The following is a 25743-nucleotide window of genomic DNA, read 5'->3' as shown; positions in this document are numbered from 1 at the left end:
TCCGCGTCCTGCCGCGCCGCCTCGGCCTCGGCCTCCAGCTGCCGGGTGCGGATCAGGTTGTCCTTGAACACCTGCACGGCCGCCGCCATGGCGCCGATCTCGTTGCGCCGCCGCAGGCCCGGGACGGCAATGGCGGAATCCCCGGCCGCGAGGGCCTCCATGGCCGCGGTGATCCGCCGGATCGGCCGGAGCACGCCGCGGAACAGGGCGAGCAGCCCGAGAGCGACGAGCAGCAGGGTCGCGACCAGGGCCGCCCCGTCGCGCCACAGGGTGCTCCGCGCGGCGCCCGACAGGGCCTCGGCCCGCGCGACCATCTCGTCGAGGCAGACGAAGGCGAGGTCGACGAGGGTCACCTGCTCGGGCGTGTCGAGCTTGCGCGCCTGGGCGAGCGTCAGGCCCGGCGGCGCGCCGCGAGCCAGGGCCTGCGCCACGGCGCGCCGGCGGGCGAGGGGGGCGCCCTCGAAATTGTTCTCCCGGGCCCGCCGGAACGCGGCCTGGACCGTCCCGGACGCCTCGGCCGCGGCCTCGATCGCCGCGTTCCAGGCCGCGTCGAGCCGTCCCCGCTCCTCGGCGGCCGCGACGGTCTCGTCCAGCGACCAGGACACCCCGGCCGCCAGGGATGTCTGCACGCGCAGCGCGACGGCGCCGTTGGCCATGCGCGTCGCCCACGCCGCCCGCTTCAGGGCGAGGTCGCGCCGGAGGAGCCCGTCGGACAGCGGGATCGCGGCGTCCACGGCGTCGCTCGTGGCGATCAGGGCATCGAGCATGGCCTGGAGGGCGGCCCTGGCCTCCGCCGTCACCGCGCCGTCGCGACGCGCGCCCGGCACGTCCAGGGCGGCGTCGACCCGCGGCCGGAGGCGGTCGAGGCGGCCGCTCGCCTCGTGCAGCCGGCCGACGGTCGCCGCCACGGCGGGGAGTTCGAGGCCGTCGAGGAGCGGCCGGGCCGCGGCGAGCCCCGCGATGGCCCGCTGCCGGTCGGCGTAGAGCGACGCGCGGGTCTCGGCCTCGACGGGCTCGGCGGCGGCGAGGAACTGCAGCGTCGCGCCCCGCTCGAACCGGGTCACGTTCAGCGTCTGGAGGAGGGCGCGGCTCGCCTGCACCAGCGCGATGACCCGCTCGGCCTCGGCGGCGTGCTGCCGCGCCTCCCGCACGGTGCCCGTCGCGAAGCCGAGCATGATCGTGGCCATGACGACGAGGACGAGGCTCATGGTCGTCCGGATGGACAGGTCCCCTACGCGCATCGTGCCTCGGCTCCGGTCGCCCGATCGGTCGGGCATACCAGATCATAGCAAGTTTTTCCCCGCACAGCCGGGACAATGCGAGCGGACTCAGGCACAGAACTGTCTTAAAATTTCCCTTTCCGAATTATTTATCTGCAAAACGACCGGATAATGGTCGGGCACAAGCGCAGATATTCTCGGCCACCAATCGATCGGACGTGGATTTTTTGCAGAAACACTTTTATCTTCCCTGTGCGCAACGACACTCACGCTCGGAACGGCGCGTCGTCCGAGGGGTCCCGCGTCCCTCTCGGGGGGCGCCGCGTCAGCCGGCCAGAAGCGCGGCGAAATGGGCGACGAGCCGCCGGGCGACCTCGTCCTTGCCGAGGCGCGGCCAAGTCTCCACCGCGCCGTCCCGCCGGATCAGGTGCACCGTGTTGTCGACGCCGCCCATGACGCCGCCCTCGGCCGACACGTCGTTGGCCACAATGAGGTCGCAGCCCTTCCGGGCGATCTTCGCCCGGGCGTGCTCGACCACCGTGTCTGTCTCGGCCGCGAACCCGACCACGAGGGGCGGGCGCCCGGCCGGCAGGCGCGCGATCGTGGCGAGGATGTCGGGGTTCTCGACCAGCGGCATCGGCGCCGGCCCGGTGCCGTCCTTCTTGATCTTCTTGCTGCCCGCCTCCTGCTCCGGGCGCCAGTCGGCGACCGCGGCGGCGAAGACCGCGATGTCGGCCGGCAGCGCTTCCTCGACGGCGGCCAGCATCTGCCGGGCGGTCTCGACCCGCACGACGGCGACGCCCGGCGGGTCGGGCAGCGACACCGGCCCGGAGACCAGGGTCACGGCGGCGCCGGCCGCGGCGGCGGCGGCCGCGATGGCGTGGCCCTGGCGGCCCGAGGAGCGGTTGGCGATGTAGCGGACGGGGTCGATCGGTTCGTGGGTGGGGCCCGAGGTCACGAGCACGCGCCGGCCGGCCAGGGGTCTGTCCCCCGCCGGCGCGCCGAGCATCCGCTCCAGCGCGTCGGCGATCTCGTTGGGCTCGGCCATCCGGCCGGGCCCGGATTCGGGCTCGGCCATCCGGCCGGCATTCGGCCCGACGATCCGGACGCCGTCGCCCTCCAAGACCGCGCGGTTCCGGCGGGTGGCGGGGTGCGCCCACATCTGGACGTTCATGGCCGGCGCGATCAGGATCGGCAGGGTCGTGGCCAGCAAGACCGTGGTCGCGAGGTCGGCCGCGTGACCGCCGGCCATGCGGGCCATCAGGTTGGCGGTCGCGGGCGCCACCACCACGGCATCGGCCTGACGGGCGAGCTTGATGTGGCCGATCTCGGCCTCGGAGGCGCGGTCGAACAGGTCGGTATGCGCCCGCTCACCGGCGAGCGCGGCCGCCGCCAGCGGCGTCACGAATTCCTGCGCCCCCGCGGTCAGGACCGGGCAGACGCTGGCGCCCCGCTCGCGCAGCCGCCGGATCAGGTCGAGGGCCTTGTAGGCCGCGATGCCGCCGCCGATGACGAGGAGGACGCGGCGATGGGCGAGGGTCTCGGTCATGCCGCCGACCCTCTGCGCGCCGGCGCGCGCGCGTCAAGCCGCCTCAGGCGGCGGCCGGGACGGCCGGCGCCTTCAGGCCGCCGAACCGGCGCTCCCGGCGGCCGAACTCGGCCACGGCCTCGGCGAGGTCGTCGGGCCCGAAATCGGGCCACATCCGCTCGGTGAACAGCAGCTCGGCGTAGGCCGCCTCCCACAGCATGAAGTCGGAGAGGCGGCGCTCGCCACCGGTGCGGATCAGCAGGTCGACATCCACCGGCGAGCCGTGCATCGGACCGGCCACCAACTTGCCGAAGCTCTCGCGCGTCGGCTCCTCGCCGGCGAGGCGCTGCGCCGCCGCGATGATCGCGTCGCGGGCCGAGTAGTCGACGCAGATCCGCAGATGCAGCCGGGTCCCCCCCGCCGTGGCGGCCTCGGCGGCCGCGATCGCCTGGGGGATGCCGTCGGGCAGACGGTCGCGCCGACCGACGACGCTGAGACGGGTGCCGGTGCGGGCGAGGCGCTGGGTCTCGTTGCGCAGGTACGAGCGCAGGAGCCGCATCAGGCCGCCGACTTCCTCGGCCGGCCGCTGCCAGTTGTCCGCCGAGAAGGCGTACAGCGTGAGCGTGCCGATGCCGTGATCCGGGCACGCCTCGGCGGTGCGGCGGATCGCCTCGACGCCCCGATGGTGGCCGGCCAGCCGCGGCAGGCCGCGTTGCGTCGCCCAGCGCCCGTTGCCGTCCATGATGATCGCGGCGTGCAGGGCTCCCGGCACCGCTTCGCTTTGCATCGTAAAGTCTCCCGGCATGGGCGTGGCGTAGAGGTCTATCGAAACGGGATTAACATTCCCGGCGGGACGGGCGGTCTCACGCCGTTTTCGTGGCCGGATCGAGGCCGCGGACACCGGACTCGGGGCCGCGCTCGGCCGCCTCCGCGGCGTCGCGCACCACCTGCTCCAGCACGCCGAGATAGCCGATGAAGCGCCGACGCCCGACCGCCGTGAGGCGGCAGATCGTCTGCGACCGATTCTGCGCGAAGCGCTTCTCGAGGCTCACCAGATCCGCCTCGCTCAGAACGGCCAGATGGCGGCTGAGATTGCCGTCGGTCAGCCCGCACAGCCGCTTGAGATCCGGGAAGGGCAGCCCCTTCGGGTGCGCCACCAGGGAGGTCAGCACGCTCAGGCGCGCCCGCTCGTGGATGATCCTGTCGAGCCCCTCGTAGGAGAAGCGCCCCTCGGAACGGTCAGCGGTCGTCATCGAAGGCCCGGGCCCCGTGATGGATGATCCCGGCCAGCCACGCCTGGCCGATCAGGAAGGGCAGGCCCATCGTCCAGGGCGACAGGGCCCGCGTCTCGGCCGAGACCGCCAGGACGGCGAGGCCGGCGAGCAGGTACCAGGCCCCGACGCCCTGGACCGCCCGGGGCAGGATCCGCGCCGAGGCGAAGAGGCCGAGGCCGACCAGCACCTGCCAGAGACCCGGCAGCATCCAGACCTCGCCGGGCGCGAAGCGGGCGATGACCAGGGCGAGGCAGGCCCCCGCGCCCGCGGCCGGTAGGAACACCTCGATGGCGTTCCACACCATCGCGTCGGCGAGGCCGGAATGCAGGCGCCGGCTGCGCCGGACCGCCTCGACGCCGATCATCGCGAAGGCCGCGAGGGCCGCCGCGATCCAGAGGCCGAAGAACAGGCCCGGCCGCGCCGCGGGATCGCCGAGCCACAGGGCCTGCCCCGCCGCGCAGGCGAGCGCGAGGCCGCCGGTGCCGGCGACCGTCGCCGCGCCCAAGCCGCGGAACGCCGTGTCGCGGGCGATCTGCGAGCGGATGGCCACGATGTCGGCCAGCGCCTTGTCCAGGTCCTGCATGTGCCTCAAGCCCCCGGCCGCAGCATGCCGCACACCCCACTTTGCACCGCAAAGTATCGACGGGGTCGGCCCACCGCAAGCCGATTTCCGCGCGCGCATGCCGATCTTCTCAGCATCCGGGACCGCGGTCGAGTTCGCCCCCGGGTGAATTCTACCTATCGGTTGTATTCGCCACACCGTCTTTAGTGGAACGCCACGGCGCTCCGCGGCCGGTCCTCGGCATGGCCGGCGGCGGACGAAAGCCGTCAAACCGCACCCGCGCAGGGTTTCTCGGAGCGCGATCCGGGCCCATATTGTTCTCATGCCCGCACCGAAGAAACCGCGCGCCGCCTCCGTGACGGCCACGTCCGCCAAGGCGTCGAAGCCCGAGCTGAAGCCCCTGGACACCTATCTGGCGGAGCTTCTGAACCCGGCGCTCAACCGGAACCGTCCGGCCACCGTCGAGCCGCCCCCCGAGGCGCCGGCACGGCCGGGCCGCAAGGCGGGGGGCAGGAAGGGCAACCCGAAGGACGGGGTGCCCGCGGCCGCGACCCGGAGGGCCGAGATCGCCCGCGACGGCTTCGCGGAGGCGCCCCAGGCCGGCTACGCGCTCGGCGACGCGGCCGATGTCGACCCCCGTCTGGCGCAGGCGCTCGGCCTGACGCCGCCCGAGGACGGCCCCGCGCCGGAGGGCGCCGATCTGCCGGATCCCGGCGGCGACGGCGGCGCCTCGGCGACGGTGAGCGCGCTCGAGCGGCTGCTCACCGAGGGCAACCCGCTGTTCAAGGACGGCAAGACCTGGACGCCCCACCGGCCGGAGCGGCCGCAGAAATCCGAGGGCGGCGTCCGGTTCACGCTCAAGTCGGACTTCACCCCGGCCGGCGACCAGCCCCGGGCGATCGCCGAGCTCGTCGGCGGCGTGCAGGCGCTGGAGCGCGACCAGGTGCTGCTCGGCGTCACCGGCTCGGGCAAGACCTTCACGATGGCCAAGATCATCGAGGAGACGCAGCGCCCGGCGCTGATCCTCGCGCCCAACAAGACGCTGGCCGCGCAGCTCTACGGGGAGTTCAAGGCGTTCTTCCCCGACAACGCGGTCGAGTACTTCGTCTCCTACTACGACTACTACCAGCCCGAGGCCTACGTCCCGCGCTCCGACACGTTCATCGAGAAGGAATCGTCGATCAACGAGCAGATCGACCGGATGCGCCACGCCGCGACCCGCGCCCTGCTGGAGCGGGACGACGTCATCATCGTCGCCTCGGTTTCGTGCATCTACGGTATCGGCTCGGTCGAGACCTACACGGCGATGTCGTTCACCGTGAGCCTGGGCGAGCGGATCGAGCAGCGCCAGCTGATCGCCGACCTCGTGGCCCTGCAGTACAAGCGGATCCAGTCCGACTTCGCCCGCGGCACCTTCCGGGTCCGCGGCGATTCAATCGAGCTGTGGCCGGCCCACTTGGAGGATCGCGGCTGGCGGATCGGCCTGTTCGGCGACGAGGTCGAGAGCATCGTCGAGTTCGACCCGCTCACCGGCAAGACGATCTCCGAGCTGAAATTCGTGAAGGTCTACGCCAACTCGCACTACGTCACGCCGCGCCCGACGCTGCAGCAGGCGATCAAGGGCATCAAGCACGAGCTGAAGGGCCGGATCGAGGAGCTGACCAAGATGGGCCGGCTGATCGAGGCGCAGCGGATCGACCAGCGCTGCACCTTCGACATCGAGATGATCGAGGCGACCGGCGCCTGCAACGGCATCGAGAACTACTCCCGCTACCTCACCGGCCGGAAGCCCGGCGAGCCGCCGCCGACCCTGTTCGAGTACCTGCCCGACAACGCCCTGGTCTTCACCGACGAGAGCCACGTCACCGTGCCGCAGATCGGCGGCATGTACCGGGGCGACTTCCGCCGCAAGGCGACGCTCGCGGAGTACGGCTTCCGGCTGCCCTCCTGCCTCGACAACCGGCCGCTGCGCTTCGAGGAATGGGACGCGATGCGGCCGATGACGGTCCACGTCTCGGCGACGCCCGGCAAGTGGGAGATGGAGCAGACCGGCGGCGTCTTCGCCGAGCAGGTCATCCGCCCGACCGGCCTGGTCGACCCGGTGATCGAGGTGCGCCCGGCCCGCAGCCAGGTGGACGACCTGCTGGGCGAGGTCCGCGAGGTGGCGCAGGCCGGCTACCGGACCCTCGTCACCACGCTCACCAAGCGCATGGCCGAGGACCTCACCGAGTACCTGCACGAGAACAGCGTGCGGGTGCGCTACATGCACTCCGACATCGACACGCTGGAGCGGATCGAGATCATCCGCGACCTGCGGCTCGGCGCCTTCGACGTCCTGATCGGCATTAACCTGCTGCGCGAGGGCCTCGACATCCCGGAATGCGCCCTGGTGGCGATCCTCGATGCCGACAAGGAGGGCTTCCTCCGCTCGGAGACCTCGCTGATCCAGACGATCGGCCGCGCCGCCCGCAACGCCGACGCGCGCTGCATCCTCTACGCGGACAATATCACCGGCTCGATGGAGCGGGCGATGGCCGAGACCGAGCGCCGACGCGCCAAGCAGCTCGCCTACAACGCGGAGCACGGGATCACGCCGCAGAGCGTGAAGCGCGGGATCGCCGACATCCTGAGCAGCGTGTTCGAGCGCGACCACGTGCAGGTCGATACCGGGCTCGCCAAGGACGCGATCACGGTGGGCCACAATCTCAAGGCCGTGATGGCGGACCTCGAGAAGCGCATGCGGGCGGCCGCCGCCGACCTGGACTTCGAGGAGGCGGCGCGGCTGCGCGACGAGCTGAAGCGTCTCCAGGCGACCGAGCTGCTGGTCTCCGACGACCCGATGGCCCGGCAGGGCGACGTGGAGCGCGAGGCCGGCAAGTTCGGCCGGAAGCCGCCGCGCGGGGGCAGCCGCATCGCCAGGCCCGACCTCGACAATATGGGCCCGGGGACGGACCGGGAGCTGCCGGTGGGCGGCGCGGCGCCGGTCTGGCAGGAGCGGCCGAAGCCGCGCTCGACGCAGGGGCTCGGCGGTCAGAAGCCCAAGTACAAGGGCGGCGGTGGGCGACGGCGGGGCTGACCCGGCCGCCGGGACCTCAGGCGGCCTCGCTGCCGCGGCCGAGGCCGTGTCCCGACCCGGCCTCGCCGGCATCGACGATGGCCTGCGCGATCCGGACCACGAGGACGTGGCAGGCCTCGTCGTAGGCGTTGGAATCCGCGCGGACCGCCGCCTCGACGACGGTCCCCGCCTGCTCGCGCACGATCTCGCGGGCGGTGCGCAGCGCGTCGGCGTAGGGCTCAAACGGTCGGGGCATCGTCGCGCTCCGGAGACGCCGGGCCTGGCCCGGATAGGCGGCTGGAACGAGCCAGGCGACGAAACTGTTCCCCCGGCCGCTGGACGTCGATGCCGCAGCGGCCCAGATCAGCCGCGATGAGTGACGAGCACGCGATGGCCTCAGAGACGAACCCGCCCCCGACCCTCGACGACGAGACCCTGGCCTTCGCGGGCCGGGTCTTCCAGTACGCGCGGATGGGCCACGCCGAGGAGCTCGCCGACCTGTTCGGGCAGGGGCTGCCGGCGAACCTGCGCAACGACAAGGGCGACAGCCTGCTGATGCTCGCCGCCTATAACGGTCAGGCGGAGGCCGCCCGGGTGATCCTGGAGGCCGGCGGCGACCCGGAACTCGCCAACGACCGCGGCCAGACGCCGCTCGCCGGGGCGGCCTTCAAGAACGACCTCGCCGTCGCGCAGCTCCTGCTCCGGCATGGGGCCGCGGTGGACGGGACCGGCGACGGCACCCGCACGGCGCTGATGACCGCGGCCATGTTCGACCGCACCGAGATGGTCGACCTGCTCCTCCAGCACGGCGCCGACCCGGATCGCCGCGACGCCTCCGGCCAGAGCGCCGCCGACATGGCCCGGGCGATGGGCGCCCAGGCGACGCCGGCGCAGCTCGACGGGGCGCCCCGGCGGCAGGCGTGAGGCCGCGTCGCGAGAAGACCTGTTCGGGCGCGACGGGCGCCGCACACGGGAGCACAGTTTTGTCGCGATGGATCGGGGCCGCCCTGCTGGCCTGCCTTGCAGGACCCGCGTCCCTCGGTTCGGCCTCGGCCGCCGAGACGCCCTGGCCGGCCTTCGGGCACGACCCGAGCAACCGCAACTTCTCCGAGCTGACCCAGATCAACCGCGACACGGTCGGCCGGCTGCGTCCCGCCTGGATCTTCCAGACCGGGGTCACCGGCTACTTCCAGGCCCAGCCGGTGATGGTGGACGGCACCCTCTACGTCTCCACGACGCAGAACAACGTCGCCGCCCTCGACGCGAAGACCGGCAAGCCGCTCTGGACCTACACCCACAAGCCGCGCACCGAGAAGATCTTCGGCCCGCCCTCCAACCGCGGGGTCGCGGTGTCGGGGGGCCTCGTCTTCGAGGCGACCATGGACGGGCAGCTGATCGCCCTGGACGCTAGGACCGGTCGGATCGTCTGGGAGAAGGAGGCGGTGCGCCCGGAGGAGGGCGAGACCGAGACCGCCTCGGGCCTCGCCGCGACCCTCGGCGGCAAGCCCGTCCAGGGTTCGAGCCGCCTCGGCTTCAAGATGCCGCCGCTCGTCGCCGACGGGCTCGTCATCGTCGGCGTCACCGGCGCCGGCTACGGCCTCCACATCGAGGACGAGGCGGGCGGCCTCGACGGCGGCTCGGTGGTCGGCATCGAGGGCGGATACGGGCGGCGCGGCTGGCTCGCGGCCTACGACGCGAGGACCGGCGAGGAACGATGGCGCTGGTACGTGACGCCCTCGGAGGGCTGGGAGGGCGGCTTCGTGGAGAAGACCGCCGACGGCACGCCGCTCCACCGCGACATCGCCGCCGAGAAGGCGGCGGCCCCCGCCAACCGCGATGCCTGGCGGGTGGGCGGCGGCTCCCTCTGGATGACGCCCGCCTACGACCCCGATCTCGGCCTGATCTTTCTCGGCACCGGCAACCCGGCGCCGCAGAATTTCGGCCTGTCGCGCCCGGGGGACAACCTCTACACGATGTGCCTCGTCGCCCTCGACGTGAAGACCGGGAAGCTGCGCTGGTACTACCAGCAGGTGCCGCACGACGAGTGGGGCTACGACGTCGCCGCGCCGCCCTTCCTGCTGGACATGCCGGGCGGCGCCAGGGCGGTGGCCTCGGCGAGCAAGACCGGCTGGATCTACGTCCACGACCGCGCCACGGGGAAGCTGCTCGCGCGCTCGGCCCCGCTGATCGAGCAGAAGAACCTGTTCGCGCCGCCGACCCCGCAGGGCACCGTGGTGGCGCCCGGCCCGCTCGGCGCGGTCTCGTGGCCGCCCACCGCCTATGACGGGACGCGCGCTTACGTGCAGGTCCGCCACGGGGCGACGACCTACACGGTGAAGACCGTGCCGGCCGCCGCGGGGCGTCCGGAGATCCGCTACACGGAGACCGGGGAGGCCAGGGGCGAGCCGTCCTTCAGCACGCTCACGGCCGTCGATCTCGCGGACGGCGGCCGGATCGCGTGGTCGGTGCGCGGCGCGAGCCGCCTCTCCGGGGGCACCCTGGCGACCGCCGGCGGGCTCGTCTTCTCGGGCGAGGAGGACGGCCATCTCGACGCCCACGACGCGCGGGACGGCCGGATTCTCTGGCGCTTCCAGTGCGGGGCCGGCATCAGCGGGCCGGCGATGACCTACGCGCTGGACGGCAAGCAGTACGTCGCGGTGGCGGCGGGCGGTGCCTCGTTCACCAAGGCGTCGGGCTTCGGAACCGGCGACGCGCTGCTGGTCTTCGCACTGCCCGATTGACCGCGGCCGGCCCACAGCGCGGACGGATGTCGCGGCGCGCCGGACTCTCGACGCTGCGGCGGGACGGGACGCCCCGGCGCGGTCCCTTGGCTATTGGGCCACGAAGAGGGACAGCGCGCACAGGGCGCTCACGCCCAGCGCGAACGTCACGTCAGTCCAAGCGAAACGAGCCCTGCCCGGCATGCAGAATCTCCGCGCGAATGCCGACCAACAGTTTCCCGGACAAGTTGTTGCCGTCCGCTATCGGACAGAAGCCTCGCGGACGGGGGACGGAGACGTTCGAGGAGGCAGGCCGGGACGGGTACGCTCACGACGCGCGGCCTTCCGCGGCCGGCGCGTGATGTCCGGGCGCCCGGGGCGCTTCAGCCCGCCGCGACGGCGTAGCGGGTGCGCAGGCGCAGGCCGAACACCGCCATCATGAACATGCAGCAGGTGGCGTTGTTGCCGTTGTAGAGCACCGTCTCGAAGGAGGCCGAGACCAGCCCGAGGAACCACAGCCTCAGGAACAGCAGGGTCTCCGCGTCGAGGCGCGTCCCGCCGGCCACGCGCTGCAGGTCGCGCACCGGGGCGAGCACGAAGGCCACGACGGTCAGGGCGAGGAACGGCAGGCCGCCGATCAGCGCGGTGTCGAGATAGGCGTTGTGGGCGTGATCGACGGTGTTGACCCAGGTCAGCGCTTCGGAGCCGGCATACATGGTCCGCTCGGTCATCCAGAAGGCGCCGATCCCCCAGCCGCGCCAGGGCCGGATCATGATGTTGTCGATGGCGAACTGCCAGATCTCGCTGCGGCCCGTGAAGGTCGCGTCGGTGAGCAGCGAGCCCACCGCCTCCTGGATCGGCGGCGCCAGCACCGAGCCGATCGAGATCAGCGAGAACCCGATCACCGGGCCGAGGAGCAGCAGGCGGCGCAGGAACCCGCCGGTCAGGACCTGGCACAGGCCGGTCACGGCGAGGATCACCGGCAGGAGCAGGATCGCGGTCTTGGAGCCGCTCGCCACCAGGAACCCGGCCGCCAGGAGCACGATCGCCCAGCCGAGGACGCGGCTCGCCACCCTGGCGACGTAGAGGCCCACGATCACCAGGATCACCATGGCGGCACCGGCCTCGTTCTTCTGCGGGAAGATCCCACGCCAGAGGCCCGGATGGCTCGGATCGGAATTGACGTCGAAGGCCGAGTGGATCGCGAGGTTCGGCACGAAGGCGACCGCGAGGTAGGAGGCGAGCACGATGACCAGGGCGGACCCGGCCATGGTCAGCGCCAGCTGGCGGGGCGAGCGGGCCACGATCAGCACGCCCGCCGAGAGCATCGCCGCGATGGCGAAGAGCGCGAGCCGCCGCAGCGACAGGCTCGGCTCGACGGAGAGCAGCGCCGTCGCCCCGAGCCAGAGGGCGCAGAGCACGAGGGGGCGGGTCACCAGGGGGCGGAGGTGGCGCACGCCGATCCGGTGGATCGCCGCCGCCATAGCGGCGCCGGCGCTGAGGAACAGGATCTGCGTCAGCAGGCTGCCGTCCTCGGAGGCCGCGAGCATCGACCGGTCGGACAGGTCCTTCAGCCAGACGTGGTTCCAGAGCAGGACGAAGACGGCCCCATTCAGGAGCACGCGCAGAACGTCCGGCACGTCGCGGCCAGCGACGCCGCGCTGCCGCCCGTCGGCCGGGATCCCGATCGCCGCGTCCGCAGAAGCCATGCCGTCCCACCGCGAGGCCGCGCCGCGCGGCCGAGACCATTCTAGCGGCCCGCAGGAGCGGGGCGATGGAAAATCAGATGTTGCACCCCGCGATCGCGCGATAACCTTGACGCGGTCCCGGCGGGGTCAGCGCCGCATCGTGTACTGCGAGCGGCCGGCGGATTGCCGCATCAGGAAGGACGCCATCTCGGCCAGTTCCGGCGCCTTCGAGCGGAAGGTGACGGACAGCGCCAGCAGCGTGTCCTTGTGGTCGAGGCCCGGGTAGAGCCGCTCCTGGACCGGGACGTGCTCGGCCCGCAGCTTGGCGGCGAGGCTGACCGTGTGCCGCGGCTTCACCACGGTGTCGGCGTCGCCGGTCGCCAGGAAGGCGGGGGGCGAGAGCGGGCCCGCGAAGGCGACGGGCTGCGTGGCCTCCGGATCGGGCGCCTTGCCGAACACCTTGACGGTGGTGTCTTGGTCGAACGGCAGGAAGTCGTAGGGACCAGACAGGCCGGCGACGGCCTTGATCACCTTGGGATCGACCCCGGCGGCGATCACGTAGCGCGGGTCGAGGCCGAGCATCACGGCGTTGTAGGCGCCCGCCGAGTGGCCGGCGAGCACGATGCGGCGCGGGTCGCCGCCGTAGCCGGCGATGTTGTCGCGCACCCACGCGATGGCCTCGGCGCCGTCCTCGAGGAAGCCGGGGAACGGCGCCTCCGGGTAGAGCCGGTAATCGGGCAGCACCGTGACGAAGCCCTGCGCCGCGAGGGCGTGCCCGACGAAGGCGTAGTCGTCCTTGGCGCCGCTCTGCCAGGAACCGCCGTAGAAGAACACCAGGACCGGCGCGTTCTCGGCGCCCGCGGTGGGAACGTAGACGTCGAGCCGCCGCCGCGGACCCTCGCCGAAGGGCTGGTCCTTCGCGGCGAGCCGCCCCCCCGGATCGCGCGGGCCGATCGCGTCGAACAGCGCGAGCGGCGAGGCAGCGGTGAAGCCGAACGCGGCGAGCCCGAGGCAGAGGAGGCTAGCGAGCGCGGTGAGGAGACGTGTCATATCCCATCCGGTTGTCCCGACCGGGCCATACCGCACCGCCCTCGGGGCGGATTGATGACGCTCTCGGGGCGGATCACGAAAAATCAGGTCCGCAGCACGAAGCAGGCGCCGCCGACCTTGCGGATGCGGCCGCACAGGTCGTCGGCCGCCTGCCGGCTCTGCGCCGGGATGCGGATCCGGTAGAAGGCGCGGGTCCCGCGGTTGCGCAGGCGCGTGCCGATGATCATCGGCCGCACCTCGCCGATCACCCCCGCGTAGGCGCTCCGCGCGCGGTTGAAGCTCTGCAGCGCCAGAGCCTTGGAGAAGTTGCCGGCGAGCTGGATGCCCCAGGGGGCGGCCGGCCCCTCGTTGAGGCCGAGGGCGAAGCGGTCGCCGCGCGACGGGACGCGCAGGCTGGCGGTGACCTGCAGGCAGGTCTGCGGCGCTTCCGGCTTGGTCTCCCTCTTGGCCTCCCCCTTGGCCTCCTTCTGGTCCGTCGCGTCCTTCTCACCCTTCGCCTCGGACTTGCTGTCGGACCTGCCGTCGGACTTGGCGGGCGCGCCGCCCTCCGGGAACTCGATCGCCTTGCCGGGGCCGGTCCGCCAGTCGTCCACCGGCTGGCCCGTGATATTGGCCACGTAGGCCCGCGTCTCGGCGGGCAGGCCGCCGTCGCCGGCGAGCCACTTGCTCACCCGCGCGGCGCCGCCGTTATAGGCCGCGGCGGCGAGGCCCAGATTGCCGAACTGGGTCCTCAGGTCGGCGAGCAGGTGGGCCGCGTGCGGGATCGCCTGCTCGGGATCGAACGGGTCGAGGAGGCCGCGCTCCCGGGCGGTCCCGGGCATGAACTGCGCGACGCCCTGCGCGCCGGCCGGGCTCACCACCCCGACGCGAAAACTGCTCTCGCGCCAGATCAGGCGCGTCAGGAACGGCACCGGCAGGCCGCGGGCCTTGGCCGAGTCGTCGATGAGGCGGCACAGGGCCTGCTCGACGGTCTCGGTCGCCCCCTCGGACGGGGCGGCCGCGGCCGGCTGCGCGCAGGCGAGGGCGAGGAGCAGCGCGCCGAGGCGCAGGGGCGGGACGGTCACGCCGCGCATGTAGCGACGCGCGGGGTAGGATCAATCCGCACGGCCAACCTTCCTGGGGGAACATCCGGCCCCGGCGCGCGAGCGTTGCACCTTTGCACACTGGCGCGACCGGGCCGCGCCGTCGTAGCGTCCCGGGCTCAGAGAGCCGCCTCCGACGCGGCCCGATGGGAGGAACCGCCGATGTCCGATCCGGCAACCCTGCGCGGCCTGTCCGGCCTGAGCCCCGCGCCGGCCCCGCTCAGGGGCTCGGCGCTCGTGATGATCGACCTGCAGCAGACCTACCGGGAGGGCGTGATGCGGCTCGACGGCGTCGAGCCCGCGCTCCGGGAGGCGGCGGCGCTCCTGCGACGGGCGCGCGAGGCCGGGATCCCGGTGATCCATGTCCGCCACGATGCCGGGCCGGGCTCGCCCTACGACGTGACCGCCCCGATCGGCCAGATCAGCCCGGAGGTGGCGCCGCAGGGCGACGAGCCGGTGATCACCAAGGCCTATCCGAGCTCCTTCGTGGGCACCGACCTCCAGGCGCGGCTCGAGCAGATCGGCGTGAAGGACGTCGTCCTGGCGGGCTTCATGACGCATATGTGCGTCAACTCCACCGCCCGGAGCGCCTTCAACCTCGGGTTCCGCCCCACCGTCGTGGCGGCCGCCACGGCGACGCGGGACCTGCCCGGGCCGGACGGCGCCGTGGTGCCGGCGGCCCAGCTCCAGGCCGCGAGCCTCGCGGCCCTCGGCGACCTGTTCGCCGTGATCGCGCGCGGGCAGGGCGATATCCCCGACTGAGACAGCGGACCGCTCCCGGCACCGGTCGAGGCCGCGCGATCAGGCCTGGAGCCGCTCGATCTCGGCGATCACCGCCCCGAGGCCCGGCCGCCCGTCGGGATCCGGCCCGGCGCAGGCCTGCGCCAGGGCGCGCAGGGAGTCCGGCGGCGCCGCGCATCGGTCGAGCAGCTCGCCGATCAGGATGCCGACGGCGCGGACCTCGACCCGCGCCAGGGCCGCGCCGAGCGGCCCGTCCGGCAGAGCCGAGGCGGCGCCGAAGTCGCTGAGCACGGCCGCGCCGGTCCCGGCATCCCAGAGCGTGTTGTGGGCGTAGACGTCGCCGTGCAGCAGGCCCCGCCCGTGCAGGTGTGCCACCGCCTCGGCCACGGCGCGGGCGATCCGCAGGACCGTGTCGGCGCCGAGGCGCAGGTCCGGGTCGTAGACGTCGCGGCTGCAGCTCGCGAGGCTCGGCGGCCCGGCGAGCGCGCGCCAGTGCGCCGGCAGGAGCCGGAGCAGCAGGCCGCGGGCACCTTCGGGATGGCCCTCGAGCCGGCCGAGCGCGCCCGTGAGGGCCGGGTGCGTCCCGGCGGCGAGGCAGGCCTCCATCTCCCGCTCGGGCAGGCCGTCGCTGGTCATCGCGCCCTTGAACAGCTTCAGGGCCACGTCCTCCCCGCCGGCCGGCCCCCGCCACCGCGCCCGGTGGACGCGCCCCGAGGCGCCCTCGCCGAGCAGGTCGCCGACGGCGAGGTCGGCCCACGGCACCGCGGGGGCCGCGACCGGCGCCGTCGCCGGCTCGGCGGGGTTGCCGGCATAGGCGATCCAGGCGAGGCGGGGCAGGCGCGCGAGCCAGGGCGGGAGTGCCGCGAGGCGATTGCAGGCGAGCCGGATCAGCTCGAGATCGTCCGCTCCCGACAGGCTGTCGGGCAGCGCCGTGAGCCGGTTGCCCGCCAGCATCAGCTTCTGCAGGCGCGGCCGCTCGCCGAGGGCGGCGGGCAGCTCCGCGATCGCGTTGTCGGTCAGGGTCAGCCAGCGCAGGTCGCGCGGCAGCGACTCCGCCGGGACCTCGCGGATGCCGCAGCCGCGGAAGCCCAGCTGGCTCAGCGCCGGGCAGGCGCCGAGCACCGGCGGCAGGCGCGCGAACGGGTTGCCGGAGCAGAACAGCACGCGCAGGCGGTGGAGGCGGCCGAGATCGTCCGGCAGGTCGGTGAGGCTGCCCCGGCCGAGATCGAGCACCTCGAGGGTGTCGGCGAGGGCGAAGACCTCGGGCGGCACCTCCGTCAGGCCGTCGGGCAGCCGCAGCTCGCGCGCGCCGCCGAGATCGCCGCGCCGCAGGGCGGCGAGGGTTTCGCGCCGGTCCAAGCCTCAGCCCCGCTTGAAGAAGGCGTCGGCCGCGCCCTGCGCCGCCTGCTTGGCGGCCCGCGCCGCCTCGAGCCGGGCGATCTCGGCGCGCTGGAGCGCGACGCGCTCGTCGAGATCCCCGAGCGAGAGCGTGTCGAGGGGCTGCCCGATCTCGTGGGCCACGGCCTTGCGCGGCCGGTCGTCGTCGTCCCGCACGTCGTGTCCTCCCTACAGGAACGGTGTTCCGGCCCCGTCCCAGGCGAGGCCGAGATGGGCCGCCACGGTGGCGCCGATATCCGCGAAGGTCTCCCGCCGGCCGATCGGCCGGCCGGCCACGCCGGGGCCGAAGGCCAGGACCGGGACCTGCTCGCGGGTGTGGTCGGTCCCGGTCCAGGTCGGATCGTTGCCGTGGTCGGCCGTGATCACCGCGAGGTCGCCCGGCGCCAGCGCCGCCAGGATCTCGGGGATCCGGGCGTCGAACGCCTCCAGCTCCGCGGCGTAGCCCGGCACGTCCCGGCGGTGGCCGTGCTCCGTGTCGAAATCGACGAGGTTGACGAAGATCAGGCCGCCCTCCGGCAGCGTCGCCAGCGCGTCGAGGCCCGCGGTCACGCAGGCCGCGTTCGGGCCCGGCCTGATCTCGCGCCCGGTGGCGCGGTGGGCGAAGATGTCGCCGATCTTGCCGACGCTCACGACCGCGCGGCCGGCCGCCTCGGCGCGGTCGAGCAGCGTGCGCCCGGGCGGGGCGACGGCGAGATCCTTGCGGTTGCCGGTCCGGCGGAAGCCCGCCTCCGGCGAGCCGACGAAGGGCCGGGCGATCACCCGGCAGACGCGGTAGGGGTCGCACAGGCGGCGCGCCACCCGGCACAGGTCGTAGAGCCGCTCCAGCCCGAACGCCTCCTCGTGGGCGGCGATCTGGAACACACTGTCGGCCGAGGTGTAGCAGATCGGCCGGCCGGTCCGGAGATGCTCGGCGCCCAGCGCGTCGATGATCGCGACGCCCGGCGCGTGGCAATCACCCAGGATGCCCGGAAGTCCGCCCTCGGCCACGAGCGCGCGCGTCAGCTCCGGCGGGAAGGCCGGCCGGGTCTCGGGGAAATGCCCCCAGGGCTCGGTCAGGGGCAGGCCGGCGATCTCCCAGTGGCCGGAGGGCGTGTCCTTGCCGGCGGCCGTCTCCACCGCGTGGCCGTAGGCGCCGCGCGGCGGGCCGGCCGGGGCGAGGTGCGGCGGGATCCGGCCCGAGGCCCCGGCGGCCGCCAGGCCGAGCCCGAGTTCGGCGAGGTGGGGCAGGCGCAGGGGGCCCGCGCGCAGCCCCGCCCGGTCACCGCGGCCCTCCGCGCAGCGCTCGGCGATGTGCCCCAGCGTGTCGGACCCGGCATCGCCGTAGCGGTCCGCGTCCGGGGCCCCGCCGATGCCCACGGAATCGAGGACGATGATGAGCGCCCGCGCCACGGTCAGGCGGGCTCCAGCTCGGCGGGGGCGTCGCTCTCGAGGGCGAAGGCGGCCTTGAACAGGGCGCGGGTGTAGGGCGTCTGGGGGTTCGCGAAGATCGTCTCCGCGGCGCCCTCCTCGACCACGCGGCCGTTCTGCATGACGATCACGTAGTTGGCGAGCGCCCGCACCACCTTCAGGTCGTGGCTGATGAACAGGTAGGCGAGGCCCCGCTCGCGCTGGAGGTCGCGCAGCAGGGTCACGATCTGCGCCTGGACCGAGCGGTCGAGGGCCGAGGTCGGCTCGTCGAGGACGACGAAGCGGGGATTGAGCACCATCGCCCGCGCGATGGCGATGCGCTGGCGCTGGCCGCCGGAGAACTCGTGCGGGTAGCGGTCCATGGCGGCCGGATCGAGCCCGACATCGGTGAGCGCCTTGGCGACCACGGCCCGGCGCTCCGCCCGGGAGCGCGCCGTGCCCTGGACCACCAGTCCCTCGGCGACGATGTCGGCCACCGACATGCGCGGCGACAGGGAGCCGTAGGGATCCTGGAAGACGACCTGCATGTCCTTCCGCAGCGGGCGCATCTGCGCCGCGCCGTAGCCGTCGATCGCCTTGCCGAGGAAGACGATCGGGCCTTCCGAGCCCGTGAGCCGCAGGAGGGCGAGGCCGAGGGTTGTCTTGCCCGAGCCGGACTCGCCGACGACGCCGATGGTCTCGCCGGTCCGGACCCGCAGGGAGACGCCGTCCACGGCCCTGACGTGGCCGGTGACGCGCCGGAGCAGGCCCGACTTCAGCGGGAACCAGACCTTCAGGGGGCCGGCCTCCAGGAGCGGGGCGGCGTCGGCCGGGACGGGGTTGGCCCGGCCCTTCGGCTCGGAGGCGATCAGGCGGCGCGTGTACGCGTGCTGCGGATCCGCGAAGACGGCCTTGGTGGCGCCGGCCTCCACGATCTTGCCCTTCAGCATCACGCAGACGCGGTCGGCGATCCGCTCGACGATGCCGAGATCGTGGGTGATGAACAGCATCGCCATGCCGAGGCGCTTCTGCAGGTCGGCGAGCAGCGCCAGGATCTGCGCCTGCACGGTCACGTCGAGGGCCGTGGTCGGCTCGTCGGCGACCAGGAGGTCCGGCTCGCAGGCGAGCGCCATGGCGATCATCACGCGCTGGCGCTGGCCTCCGGAGAGCTCGTGCGGGTAGGCGCCCATGCGCCGCTCGGCGTCGCGCAGGCCCACGAGTTCCAGAAGCTCCAGGATCCGGCGGCGGGCCGCCTTGCCGGCGAGGCCGCGGTGCAGGCCGAGCACCTCGCCGATCTGCCGCTCGATTGTGTGGAGCGGGTTCAGCGAAGTCATCGGCTCCTGGAACACCATGGTGATGTCGGCGCCGCGCACGTCCCGCATCGCCCGCTCGGGCAGCCGCGCGAGGTCGCGGCCCGCGAACAGGATCCGCCCGTCCTGGCGGGCCGCGGGGTCGAGGAGGCGCAGGATCGCCAGCGCGGTCACCGACTTGCCGGACCCCGATTCGCCCACGAGCGCGACGGTCTCGCCCCGGCGGATGGTGAAGGAGACGCCGTCGACCGCCACGGTCTCGCCCTCCCGCGCGCGGAACGCCACGGAGAGGTCCTCGACGGCGAGGAGCGGCTGGGGATCGGCCTCTGACATGAGCCCCTTATAGCGCGCCCGGCCCCGGACCCTAGCCCGCGCGGACGCCGCACGGGGCGGGCCGGCACGACGCGGCCGGACGGGCGGGCCGGCGGTCCCGGAAGGTCGGCCCGGCGCCCCAGCGCGCCACGGACCTACCGGATCGGCGCCCCGGGATCGATCGCCGGCAGCTCGTTCGCCGGGAGCCCCGTTCCCGCCTGGGCCTGCGGTCCGGCGGCGCCGCGGGCGCGGTTGGCGAGGGCGACGGTCAGGCGCTCGGCGGTCTCGGGCTGCATCACCGCCAGGACCTCGGACATCTTGCGGGGGTTCATGGCCAGCACGATCGGGACCAGCACGTCGAGCCCGAGCCGGTCGAAGACCCGGGCGGCGTCCTTGGGCTTCATCGCCTCGTACATCGTGACGATGTTCTTCAGGGCCTGCTTCTCGGCGTCCTCCTTCGCCTTCGCGACGGCGTCGACCTTGTCCTCGGCCTTCTTGAGGTCGCCGAGCCCGGTCTCGAGCTTGCGCTCGGCCTCGCCCAGCATCTTCTCGCGCAGCTCGAGCTCGTCGCTCTTCTGACGCAGGGCGTCGCGCCGGGCACCGAGCTTCTCCAGGAGCAGGCGCTCGGTGGGCGAGGCCGAGCTCCCGGCCGCGGGCGGTGCGGACTGGGCCGGGGCCAGGGGAGGGGCCGACGGCTGCTCGGGCGCGGCTGCCGGCGCCTCCTTGGCGCCCACCGAACCGGTCGTCACCGGATCGAAGGGCTCGGAGCCGGTGCGCGCCCGGGCGACCGCGCGCCCGTAATCCGGCAGCGCCGCGCTCTCCGGCAGGCCGGCCTGCAGCAGACTGAGCAGCTTGAGCACGAGCAGCCCACCGGCCGCGAGCGCCACGGCGTCGATGAGGCGGAGCCGAAACTGCCGGACCGGCTTCCGGCGCGCGCGCCGCTCGGGCGTCGCGGCGCGGCGTATCCGCTCCTCGGGATCCGGCTTCGGCGGCGGGATCTTCGGGGCCTTGACCCCGGTCACGCGGCGCGCGCCCGGACGCGGGCGAGGGCGCGCTCGCTCATGGCGAGCGCCGCCGCGGCCGCCACGCCGAGGCGCTCCCCGTTCGGACTGGCGTGCTCCGGCCGGCGCTCGGCCGGGATCTCCGGCGCGCGCGTCGGCTCGGGGACCGCCTGCGGCGCGGGCCGCGGCTCCGGCGCGGGCTCGGGGCGGACCGGCACGGCGCGCATCTGCGCCACGATGGCGCCGATGCGGGTGATCACGCCCTCGCCGGCCTCGACCTGCAGCCGCAGCTCGCCGGCGCGGATCGTGGCGGTCTCCAGGCTCGCGTTCAGGGTGCGGTCGCCCTCGTCGATCGCCGCCCGCAGGCCCGCGATAGCCCGCTCGGCCGTGCCGGTCGCCACCATCAGGTCGCCGATGGTCTGGCGGAGGGCGGCCTCGTCGCCCTTCATCTGGCCGATGCGGCGCGAGAGCCGGAGGGACGTGACGATGGTCGCCGCCAGGAGGACGGCGACCAGGATGTCGGCCGCGAGGGTGACGAAGAGACTCATGACCGGACCCTCATCGGCACTAGTTGTCCGAGCGGTTGTTCATCGAGGCCTCGTAGGCCTGGATCGTCGTGCGCGAGCGGCGCAGCGGCCGGGTGACCTGGACGGCGATGTGGCCGTCGACCCGGCCGATCCGCCCCTGCGTCAGCGCCCAGTCGCCGCAGCGCACGGTGATGAGGTCCGAGGGCTTGGCCTCGAACATCAGCGTCTCGCCGACCTTCAGGCTCATGACCTGCTTCAGCGGCAGCATCATCTCGTGCAGCACCGCGTCCATGGTCACGTCGGCCTGCCAGATCTCGGTGGCGAGATGGCCCTCCCAGACGTGGTCGCGGCCGAGCTTCTCGCCCATGAAGCTCTGGGTCAGCAGCTCCCGGATCGGCTCGATCGTCGCGTAGGGGAACAGGATCTGCAGCATGCCGCCGCGCCCGTCGACGTCGAGGCGCAGGCTGATCAGGATCGCGGCGTTGCCGGGCCGCGTGATGGTGGCGAAGCGGGGGTTGGTCTCGATCCGGTCGATGCCGAAGCTCACGGGCGAGAGCGGCTGGAACGACATCTCGAGATCGCCGAGCACGATCTCGACGAGGCGGCGCACCAGCGTCATCTCGATGGCGGTGAAGGGCCGGCCGTCGAGGCGGCTCGACGAGCCGCCGCGCTTGCCGCCGAGCAGCAGGTCGAAGGTCGCGTAGGCGAGGTTCGAGTCGACCGTGACGAGGCCTGAATTCTCCCACTGCTCGGCCCGGAACACGCCCAGCAGCGTCGGCAGCGGGATCGCGTTCAGGTAGTCGCCGAAGCGCACCGAGGTGATGTTGTCGAGGGTCACCTCGACGTTGTCCTGGAACAGGTTGCGCAGGGAGGTCGACAGCAACCGGATCATCCGGTCGAAGACGATCTCCAGCATCGGCAGGCGTTCGTACTGGACGACGCCCGAATCGACGATGGCCTGCACGCCCCCGGCCCCGGAGGCCGAGAGCTCGCGCATGGAGAAGCCGAGGACGCCGTCGATCTCGTCCTGATTGAGCACCCGGTCGTTGCCGGCGAGCTCGGGGAGGTTGTCGCTCTCCCCGTCCTCGATCATCGTCGCCCATTCGGCGGCGACGTCGCCCGCGTTGCGCGTGGTGCCCTGCTCGGCGAGCGCCGCGCCCCACTCCTCGGCCAGCGACGTGTCGCCGCCCTCGGCCCCCTGCTCCAGGAGGGCTGCCGACCAGTCGTCCTCGGGGAGTTCGTCCTCGGGTTCCATCAGGCGTGCTCGATCGGGGCCCGGCGCGGCGCGGCGCGCGATGGACGGGGCAGGGTCGCGGGCGCGCTCACTGGACGATCACGTCCTTGAACAGCACCGCGTCGACCTTGGCGGGGTACAGGGCAATGTTGATCCGGCGCAGAAGCTCCTCGCGCAGCCGGAACAGGCCCATCGAGTTGGTGATGTCGCTGGCGCGCAGCTCGCGCATGTAGACCTGCAGCGCGTCCTCGACCCGCGGCATCAGGGGCTTCACCTCCTCCTCGACCTTGGCGTCCTTCAGCTCCAGCGAGATCCGGACCTTGGCGTACTTGGCCTTGTCCTGGGGCAGCTCGGGAGAGAGGTTGAGGAGCATCTCGCGCACGTCGACGAAGACCACGGCCTTCTTGGCGTCCGGACCGGCGCCCTTGGCGTCGCCGTGCCCGCCGCCATGGCCGCCGCCCTGCGCGGCTTCCTTGCCGTCGCCCTGACCGCCGCCGCGCATCATCAGGAAGGCGCCCGCGCCGCCGCCCGCGATCAGGACCGCGAGGGCCACCATGATCATGAGCTTCTTCTTGCCCTTCGGGGCGCCCTCGGCTTTGGCCTCGCCGTCCTCGGCGGAGGCCTTTTTCGGCGTCTTGGCCATGGAATAATGCTCTCTCGCGGGAGACCGCGCGCCAGGTACACCTGGATATCGGAGCATCACGGTTAACGCGCCGTTAAGGAGGCAATTCCTGCCGGGTCAGGTTTGCCGCGGCGCAGCCCCCGCGCCGCCGCGACACGCGAGCGTCGCTAACCAAGTCCCTGTCACACCGCTAAAATTTGCCGCAGACGGGTTTGGCACAGCGGATGCTGAATGGATCGTTGCCGCCTCCGCGGCCCGCGAGTCCCAGAGTCCACGATGCAGAATGCCCTCTTCGTCGGCGTGTCGAGCCAGATGGCGCTCCAGCGGGAGCTGGACGTGATCGCCAACAACATGGCGAACGTCTCGACCACGGGCTTCAAGGCGCGGAACACCCGCTTCGAGGAATACCTGATGCCGGTGGCGAGCGCGGATTCGTTCGCCCGGCCCGACCGGCGCCTGTCCTACGTCATCGACCAGGGCACCAGCCTCGACCTCGGGCAGGGCCCGATCGAGCAGACCGGCAACCCGCTCAACGTGGCGGTCAAGGGCTCGGCCTTCATCGCCGTGCAGTCGCCCCAGGGCGAGCGCTACACCCGGAACGGCGCCTTCGAGCTCGACGCGCAGGGCACGCTCGTCACCAGCGACGGCTACAAGGTCGTGGGCGAGGGCGGCCCGATCAGCATCAACCCGCAGGAGACCGGCCTCGCCATCGGCCCCGACGGCACCGTGTCGACCAACCTCGGCATCCGCGGGCGGATCAAGCTCGTCACCTTCGCCAACCCGCAGCGGCTGACCAACGAGGGGACCAACCTCTACGCCTCGCCGGAGCCCGCACGCCCCGCCGGGATCGACGGGCGCCTGGAACCCGAGTCGCTGGAGCGCTCCAACGTCCGCCCGGTGATCGAGATGACCCGGCTCATGGACGTGAACCGGACCTACGCCATGGTGTCGAGCATGATCTCGCGCCTCGACGACCTGCGGGGCACGGCGATCCGCCGCCTCGCCGACGTCGCCTGAGGAGGCCTGACCGATGCGCGCCCTCTACTCCGCCGCCACCGGCATGGCGGCCCAGGAACTCAACGTCCAGGTCATCTCCAACAACATCGCGAACCTACGCACCACCGGCTACAAGCGCCAGCAGGTGCACTTCCAGGATCTGCTCTACCAGAACATGCGCCGGGCCGGCGCCTCGACCTCGCAGCAGAACACCCAGCTCCCGGCGGGCCTCAGCCTCGGCTCGGGCGTGAAGACCACCTCCACGGCCCGCGTGATGTCGCAGGGGACGCTGTCCTCGACCGAGAAGGATTACGACGTCGCGATCCGCGGCGACGGGTTCTTCCGGGTGACGCTGCCGGACGGCCGGACCGCCTATTCCCGCGACGGCTCCTTCGACCTCTCGGCCCAGGGCCAGCTCGTCACCCGCGACGGCTACCTGCTCGATCCGGCGATCACCGTGCCGCAGAACGCGACGTCCGTGACGATCAGCGCCACGGGCGTCGTGCAGGCGAACATCCCGGGCCAGACGGCGCCGCAGGCGCTGGGCCAGTTCCAGCTCTCGCGCTTCGTCAACAAGGTCGGCCTCGAGTCGATCGGCGACAACCTGTTCGTCGAGACCGCCGCCTCCGGGCAGGCGATCAGCGGCCTGCCGGGCGCCGACGGCTTCGGCAACCTCCAGCAGAGCTACCTGGAGGAGGCGAACGTGAACGCCGTCACGGAGATCTCGTCCCTGATCGCCGCGCAGCGCGCCTACGAGATGAACTCGAAGGTCGTCACCGCCGCCGACCAGATGCTCTCCACCACCACGCAGATGTTCCGCAGCTAACCGCGCGACCCGCACCCCGCTTCAGGTCCCTGAACATGTATGCCGGCATGCATCCCGACCCGCTCGATCCCGACTTCGAGACCCTCGACCTGCCCCGCATCGCCGCGGGGACCGGGGACGACATCAGCCCGATCGTGCGGCGCGTCCCGCGGCGGGTGATGCCCCTCGGCGCCGCCGTCATCCTGCGCGCGCTGCTGGCCTTCCTGACCTTCGCGGCCCTCGGCGCCCTGGCGATCCCCGCCATGGCGCGGGCGGAGGGCCTGCGGCTGCGCGGCGACGTCACCGCCCGCGGCGACGTCCTGACGCTCGCCGATCTCGTCGAGGGCGCGCCCGAGCGCCTGGCCACGCGCCCGCTGTTCCGCGCGCCCAGCCTCGGCGCCACCGGGACGATCCAGACCCGCCGCATCCTCGACGCGGCCTCCGCGCTGGGCCTCAGCGGCCTGGAGACCGGCGGCCGGCTGCAGATCGCCGTGCAGCGCGCCGCCCGCCGCCTCGGGCCGCCGGAGATCGAGGCGGCGCTCAAGCGCGGCCTCGAGACCGGCTACGGGCTCAACGCCCAGAACATCGCGGTCCGCCTCGACGGCGACGGACCGACCCTGCTGGCGCCGCTGGACCTCGAAGGGCAGGCCGCGGCCCTGGACCTGACCTACGATTCGCGGACGCGCCGCGTCGCGGGCCTCGTCACCCTCGGCGAGCGGCAGGTCTCGCTGCGCGTCTCCGGCGTGGTCGTGGAGCTGCGCGAGGTGGCGGTGCTCACCCGGAACCTCAACCGCGGCGAGCCGGTGAGAGAGGGTGACGTCGCCCTGGAGCGGCGCCCGCGCGAATCCGTCGCCCCCGACGCCCAGGGGAGCGCCACGACCATCCTCGGCGAGGTCGCGCAGAACACCCTCACGGCCGGCACCGTGCTGCGGGTCACCGACACGGCCCCGCCCGACCTGGTCGCCCGCGGCGAGAACGTGACCATCGTGTACGAGACGCCGAGCATCAGCCTGTCGATGCGCGGCCTGTCGAACGATTCCGGCCGCATGGGCGCCGTCGTCAACGTCGTCAACGTCGCCTCCAAGAAGGTCCTGCAGGCCACCGTGATCGGCCCCGGCCGGGTCTCGGTGAGCCCCAGCCCCGCGGCCCGGCAGGCCGCCGGCGCCGCCCCCGTCCAGGCGACCGCCTCCCTGCGCTGACCGCCCGCCCTGCACGCGTCGAAGATTGATAGC

24 protein-coding genes are annotated in these 25743 nt (G+C 73.0%); 7 read left to right on the top strand and 17 right to left on the bottom strand.

The window, feature by feature from the left end; translation table 11 throughout:
• From ACLBYG_RS28025 to ACLBYG_RS28005, 5 genes are all read right to left on the bottom strand, one after another.
• Window positions 1-1241: HAMP domain-containing protein (locus tag ACLBYG_RS28025; protein WP_447683637.1), on the bottom strand; the 1241-nt coding region annotated here is incomplete at its 3' end.
• Window positions 1242-1545: 304 nt separating this feature from the next.
• Entirely contained in the window at window positions 1546-2769 is a 1224-nt protein-coding gene (gene coaBC / locus ACLBYG_RS28020) for a bifunctional phosphopantothenoylcysteine decarboxylase/phosphopantothenate--cysteine ligase CoaBC (RefSeq protein WP_447683636.1), read from the bottom strand.
• Between the two features lie 43 nt (window positions 2770-2812).
• On the bottom strand, window positions 2813-3535 hold the full coding sequence (locus ACLBYG_RS28015) for a di-trans,poly-cis-decaprenylcistransferase (protein ID WP_042674708.1): 723 nt from the start codon (window positions 3533-3535) through the stop codon (window positions 2813-2815).
• Between the two features lie 76 nt (window positions 3536-3611).
• Window positions 3612-4001, bottom strand: a complete 390-nt coding sequence (locus ACLBYG_RS28010) for a transcriptional regulator (RefSeq protein ID WP_020093611.1) — start codon at window positions 3999-4001, stop codon at window positions 3612-3614.
• Window positions 3988-4605 carry a hypothetical protein gene (locus ACLBYG_RS28005; protein WP_056525429.1) on the bottom strand — a complete coding sequence of 206 codons (618 nt, stop codon included), beginning with the start codon at window positions 4603-4605 and terminating at the stop codon, window positions 3988-3990. The genes ACLBYG_RS28010 and ACLBYG_RS28005 overlap by 14 nt, the downstream gene beginning before the upstream one ends.
• Window positions 4606-4906: 301 nt before the next feature.
• Between ACLBYG_RS28005 and uvrB the strand changes: the two genes are divergently transcribed.
• Window positions 4907-7660, top strand: a complete 2754-nt coding sequence (gene uvrB / locus ACLBYG_RS28000) for an excinuclease ABC subunit UvrB (protein WP_447683635.1) — start codon at window positions 4907-4909, stop codon at window positions 7658-7660.
• Window positions 7661-7676: 16 nt separating this feature from the next.
• Here the strand turns inward: uvrB and ACLBYG_RS27995 are convergent, their stop codons facing one another.
• On the bottom strand, window positions 7677-7895 hold the full coding sequence (locus tag ACLBYG_RS27995) for a hypothetical protein (protein ID WP_427508107.1): 219 nt from the start codon (window positions 7893-7895) through the stop codon (window positions 7677-7679).
• A gap of 134 nt (window positions 7896-8029) precedes the next feature.
• Here ACLBYG_RS27995 and ACLBYG_RS27990 point away from each other — a divergent pair, with 134 nt between their 5' ends.
• A complete protein-coding gene (locus ACLBYG_RS27990; RefSeq protein WP_020093615.1) occupies window positions 8030-8563 on the top strand; it encodes an ankyrin repeat domain-containing protein in 534 nt (177 codons plus the stop codon).
• A gap of 59 nt (window positions 8564-8622) precedes the next feature.
• Window positions 8623-10380, top strand: a complete 1758-nt coding sequence (locus ACLBYG_RS27985; RefSeq protein ID WP_447683634.1) for an outer membrane protein assembly factor BamB family protein — start codon at window positions 8623-8625, stop codon at window positions 10378-10380.
• Between the two features lie 362 nt (window positions 10381-10742).
• Here ACLBYG_RS27985 and ACLBYG_RS27980 read toward each other — a convergent pair whose 3' ends face one another.
• From ACLBYG_RS27980 to ACLBYG_RS27970, 3 genes are all read right to left on the bottom strand, one after another.
• Complete coding sequence (locus ACLBYG_RS27980) at window positions 10743-12068, bottom strand: O-antigen ligase family protein (RefSeq protein WP_447683633.1); 1326 nt, start codon at window positions 12066-12068, stop codon at window positions 10743-10745.
• A 126-nt stretch (window positions 12069-12194) separates the two neighbouring features.
• Window positions 12195-13097, bottom strand: a complete 903-nt coding sequence (locus ACLBYG_RS27975) for an alpha/beta hydrolase (protein WP_012317814.1) — start codon at window positions 13095-13097, stop codon at window positions 12195-12197.
• 83 nt (window positions 13098-13180) lie between these two features.
• Window positions 13181-14170, bottom strand: coding sequence for a lytic transglycosylase domain-containing protein (locus ACLBYG_RS27970; RefSeq protein WP_447683632.1), 990 nt, complete (start codon window positions 14168-14170; stop codon window positions 13181-13183).
• 171 nt (window positions 14171-14341) lie between these two features.
• On the opposite strand from ACLBYG_RS27970, the gene ACLBYG_RS27965 reads away from it, so the two are divergent.
• Complete coding sequence (locus ACLBYG_RS27965; RefSeq protein ID WP_103985426.1) at window positions 14342-14941, top strand: cysteine hydrolase family protein; 600 nt, start codon at window positions 14342-14344, stop codon at window positions 14939-14941.
• Window positions 14942-14980: 39 nt separating this feature from the next.
• Here the strand turns inward: ACLBYG_RS27965 and ACLBYG_RS27960 are convergent, their stop codons facing one another.
• The 8 genes from ACLBYG_RS27960 to fliL all read right to left on the bottom strand — a co-directional run bounded on the left by ACLBYG_RS27960 (window position 14981) and on the right by fliL (window position 22731).
• Entirely contained in the window at window positions 14981-16279 is a 1299-nt protein-coding gene (locus ACLBYG_RS27960; protein WP_447683631.1) for a leucine-rich repeat-containing protein kinase family protein, read from the bottom strand.
• A 3-nt stretch (window positions 16280-16282) separates the two neighbouring features.
• On the bottom strand, window positions 16283-16474 hold the full coding sequence (locus ACLBYG_RS27955) for a DUF1192 domain-containing protein (protein WP_447683630.1): 192 nt from the start codon (window positions 16472-16474) through the stop codon (window positions 16283-16285).
• Window positions 16475-16486: 12 nt separating this feature from the next.
• Window positions 16487-17707 carry a phosphopentomutase gene (locus ACLBYG_RS27950; protein ID WP_447683629.1) on the bottom strand — a complete coding sequence of 407 codons (1221 nt, stop codon included), beginning with the start codon at window positions 17705-17707 and terminating at the stop codon, window positions 16487-16489.
• Between the two features lie 2 nt (window positions 17708-17709).
• The gene (locus tag ACLBYG_RS27945) at window positions 17710-19347 is read right to left on the bottom strand and encodes an ABC transporter ATP-binding protein (RefSeq protein WP_020093623.1); all 1638 of its coding nucleotides are present in this window, start codon (window positions 19345-19347) and stop codon (window positions 17710-17712) included.
• 134 nt (window positions 19348-19481) lie between these two features.
• Window positions 19482-20348: a MotE family protein gene (locus ACLBYG_RS27940; protein WP_447683628.1), complete on the bottom strand. Its 867-nt coding sequence runs from the start codon at window positions 20346-20348 to the stop codon at window positions 19482-19484.
• A complete protein-coding gene (locus tag ACLBYG_RS27935) occupies window positions 20345-20875 on the bottom strand; it encodes a DUF6468 domain-containing protein (protein WP_020093625.1) in 531 nt (176 codons plus the stop codon). The genes ACLBYG_RS27940 and ACLBYG_RS27935 overlap by 4 nt, the downstream gene beginning before the upstream one ends.
• A gap of 19 nt (window positions 20876-20894) precedes the next feature.
• Window positions 20895-22112, bottom strand: coding sequence for a flagellar motor switch protein FliM (gene fliM, locus ACLBYG_RS27930; protein ID WP_091681367.1), 1218 nt, complete (start codon window positions 22110-22112; stop codon window positions 20895-20897).
• Window positions 22113-22176: 64 nt separating this feature from the next.
• Window positions 22177-22731 (bottom strand): flagellar basal body-associated protein FliL, encoded by a 555-nt coding sequence (fliL, locus tag ACLBYG_RS27925; protein ID WP_020093627.1) that lies wholly within the window; start codon window positions 22729-22731, stop codon window positions 22177-22179.
• A gap of 255 nt (window positions 22732-22986) precedes the next feature.
• Here fliL and flgF point away from each other — a divergent pair, with 255 nt between their 5' ends.
• Genes flgF through flgA form a run of 3 tightly spaced genes read left to right on the top strand, consistent with a single transcriptional unit; the run spans window position 22987 to window position 25710 of the window.
• Window positions 22987-23727, top strand: a complete 741-nt coding sequence (gene flgF / locus ACLBYG_RS27920) for a flagellar basal-body rod protein FlgF (protein WP_020093628.1) — start codon at window positions 22987-22989, stop codon at window positions 23725-23727.
• Window positions 23728-23740: 13 nt separating this feature from the next.
• Window positions 23741-24532, top strand: coding sequence for a flagellar basal-body rod protein FlgG (gene flgG, locus ACLBYG_RS27915; protein ID WP_020093629.1), 792 nt, complete (start codon window positions 23741-23743; stop codon window positions 24530-24532).
• A 35-nt stretch (window positions 24533-24567) separates the two neighbouring features.
• On the top strand, window positions 24568-25710 hold the full coding sequence (flgA, locus tag ACLBYG_RS27910; protein WP_447683627.1) for a flagellar basal body P-ring formation chaperone FlgA: 1143 nt from the start codon (window positions 24568-24570) through the stop codon (window positions 25708-25710).
• The last annotated feature ends 33 nt before the right edge of the window (window positions 25711-25743 follow it).

This window comes from Methylobacterium sp. D53M, from assembly GCF_053345625.1.
This window is presented reverse-complemented; position numbering and strand designations above follow the sequence as displayed.

Excerpts from the sequence above, each read along its gene's own strand:
- coaBC (WP_447683636.1), bottom strand. The coding sequence starts at position 2,769 with ATGACCGAGACCCTCGCCCATCGCCGCGTCCTCCTCGTCATCGGCGGC.
- ACLBYG_RS28015 (WP_042674708.1), bottom strand. The coding sequence starts at position 3,535 with ATGCAAAGCGAAGCGGTGCCGGGAGCCCTGCACGCCGCGATCATCATG.
- ACLBYG_RS28010 (WP_020093611.1), bottom strand. The coding sequence starts at position 4,001 with ATGACGACCGCTGACCGTTCCGAGGGGCGCTTCTCCTACGAGGGGCTC.
- ACLBYG_RS28005 (WP_056525429.1), bottom strand. The coding sequence starts at position 4,605 with ATGCAGGACCTGGACAAGGCGCTGGCCGACATCGTGGCCATCCGCTCG.
- uvrB (WP_447683635.1), top strand. The coding sequence starts at position 4,907 with ATGCCCGCACCGAAGAAACCGCGCGCCGCCTCCGTGACGGCCACGTCC.
- ACLBYG_RS27995 (WP_427508107.1), bottom strand. The coding sequence starts at position 7,895 with ATGCCCCGACCGTTTGAGCCCTACGCCGACGCGCTGCGCACCGCCCGC.
- ACLBYG_RS27990 (WP_020093615.1), top strand. The coding sequence starts at position 8,030 with ATGGCCTCAGAGACGAACCCGCCCCCGACCCTCGACGACGAGACCCTG.
- ACLBYG_RS27980 (WP_447683633.1), bottom strand. The coding sequence starts at position 12,068 with ATGGCTTCTGCGGACGCGGCGATCGGGATCCCGGCCGACGGGCGGCAG.
- ACLBYG_RS27975 (WP_012317814.1), bottom strand. The coding sequence starts at position 13,097 with ATGACACGTCTCCTCACCGCGCTCGCTAGCCTCCTCTGCCTCGGGCTC.
- ACLBYG_RS27970 (WP_447683632.1), bottom strand. The coding sequence starts at position 14,170 with ATGCGCGGCGTGACCGTCCCGCCCCTGCGCCTCGGCGCGCTGCTCCTC.
- ACLBYG_RS27965 (WP_103985426.1), top strand. The coding sequence starts at position 14,342 with ATGTCCGATCCGGCAACCCTGCGCGGCCTGTCCGGCCTGAGCCCCGCG.
- ACLBYG_RS27945 (WP_020093623.1), bottom strand. The coding sequence starts at position 19,347 with ATGTCAGAGGCCGATCCCCAGCCGCTCCTCGCCGTCGAGGACCTCTCC.
- ACLBYG_RS27935 (WP_020093625.1), bottom strand. The coding sequence starts at position 20,875 with ATGAGTCTCTTCGTCACCCTCGCGGCCGACATCCTGGTCGCCGTCCTC.
- fliL (WP_020093627.1), bottom strand. The coding sequence starts at position 22,731 with ATGGCCAAGACGCCGAAAAAGGCCTCCGCCGAGGACGGCGAGGCCAAA.
- flgF (WP_020093628.1), top strand. The coding sequence starts at position 22,987 with ATGCAGAATGCCCTCTTCGTCGGCGTGTCGAGCCAGATGGCGCTCCAG.
- flgG (WP_020093629.1), top strand. The coding sequence starts at position 23,741 with ATGCGCGCCCTCTACTCCGCCGCCACCGGCATGGCGGCCCAGGAACTC.
- flgA (WP_447683627.1), top strand. The coding sequence starts at position 24,568 with ATGTATGCCGGCATGCATCCCGACCCGCTCGATCCCGACTTCGAGACC.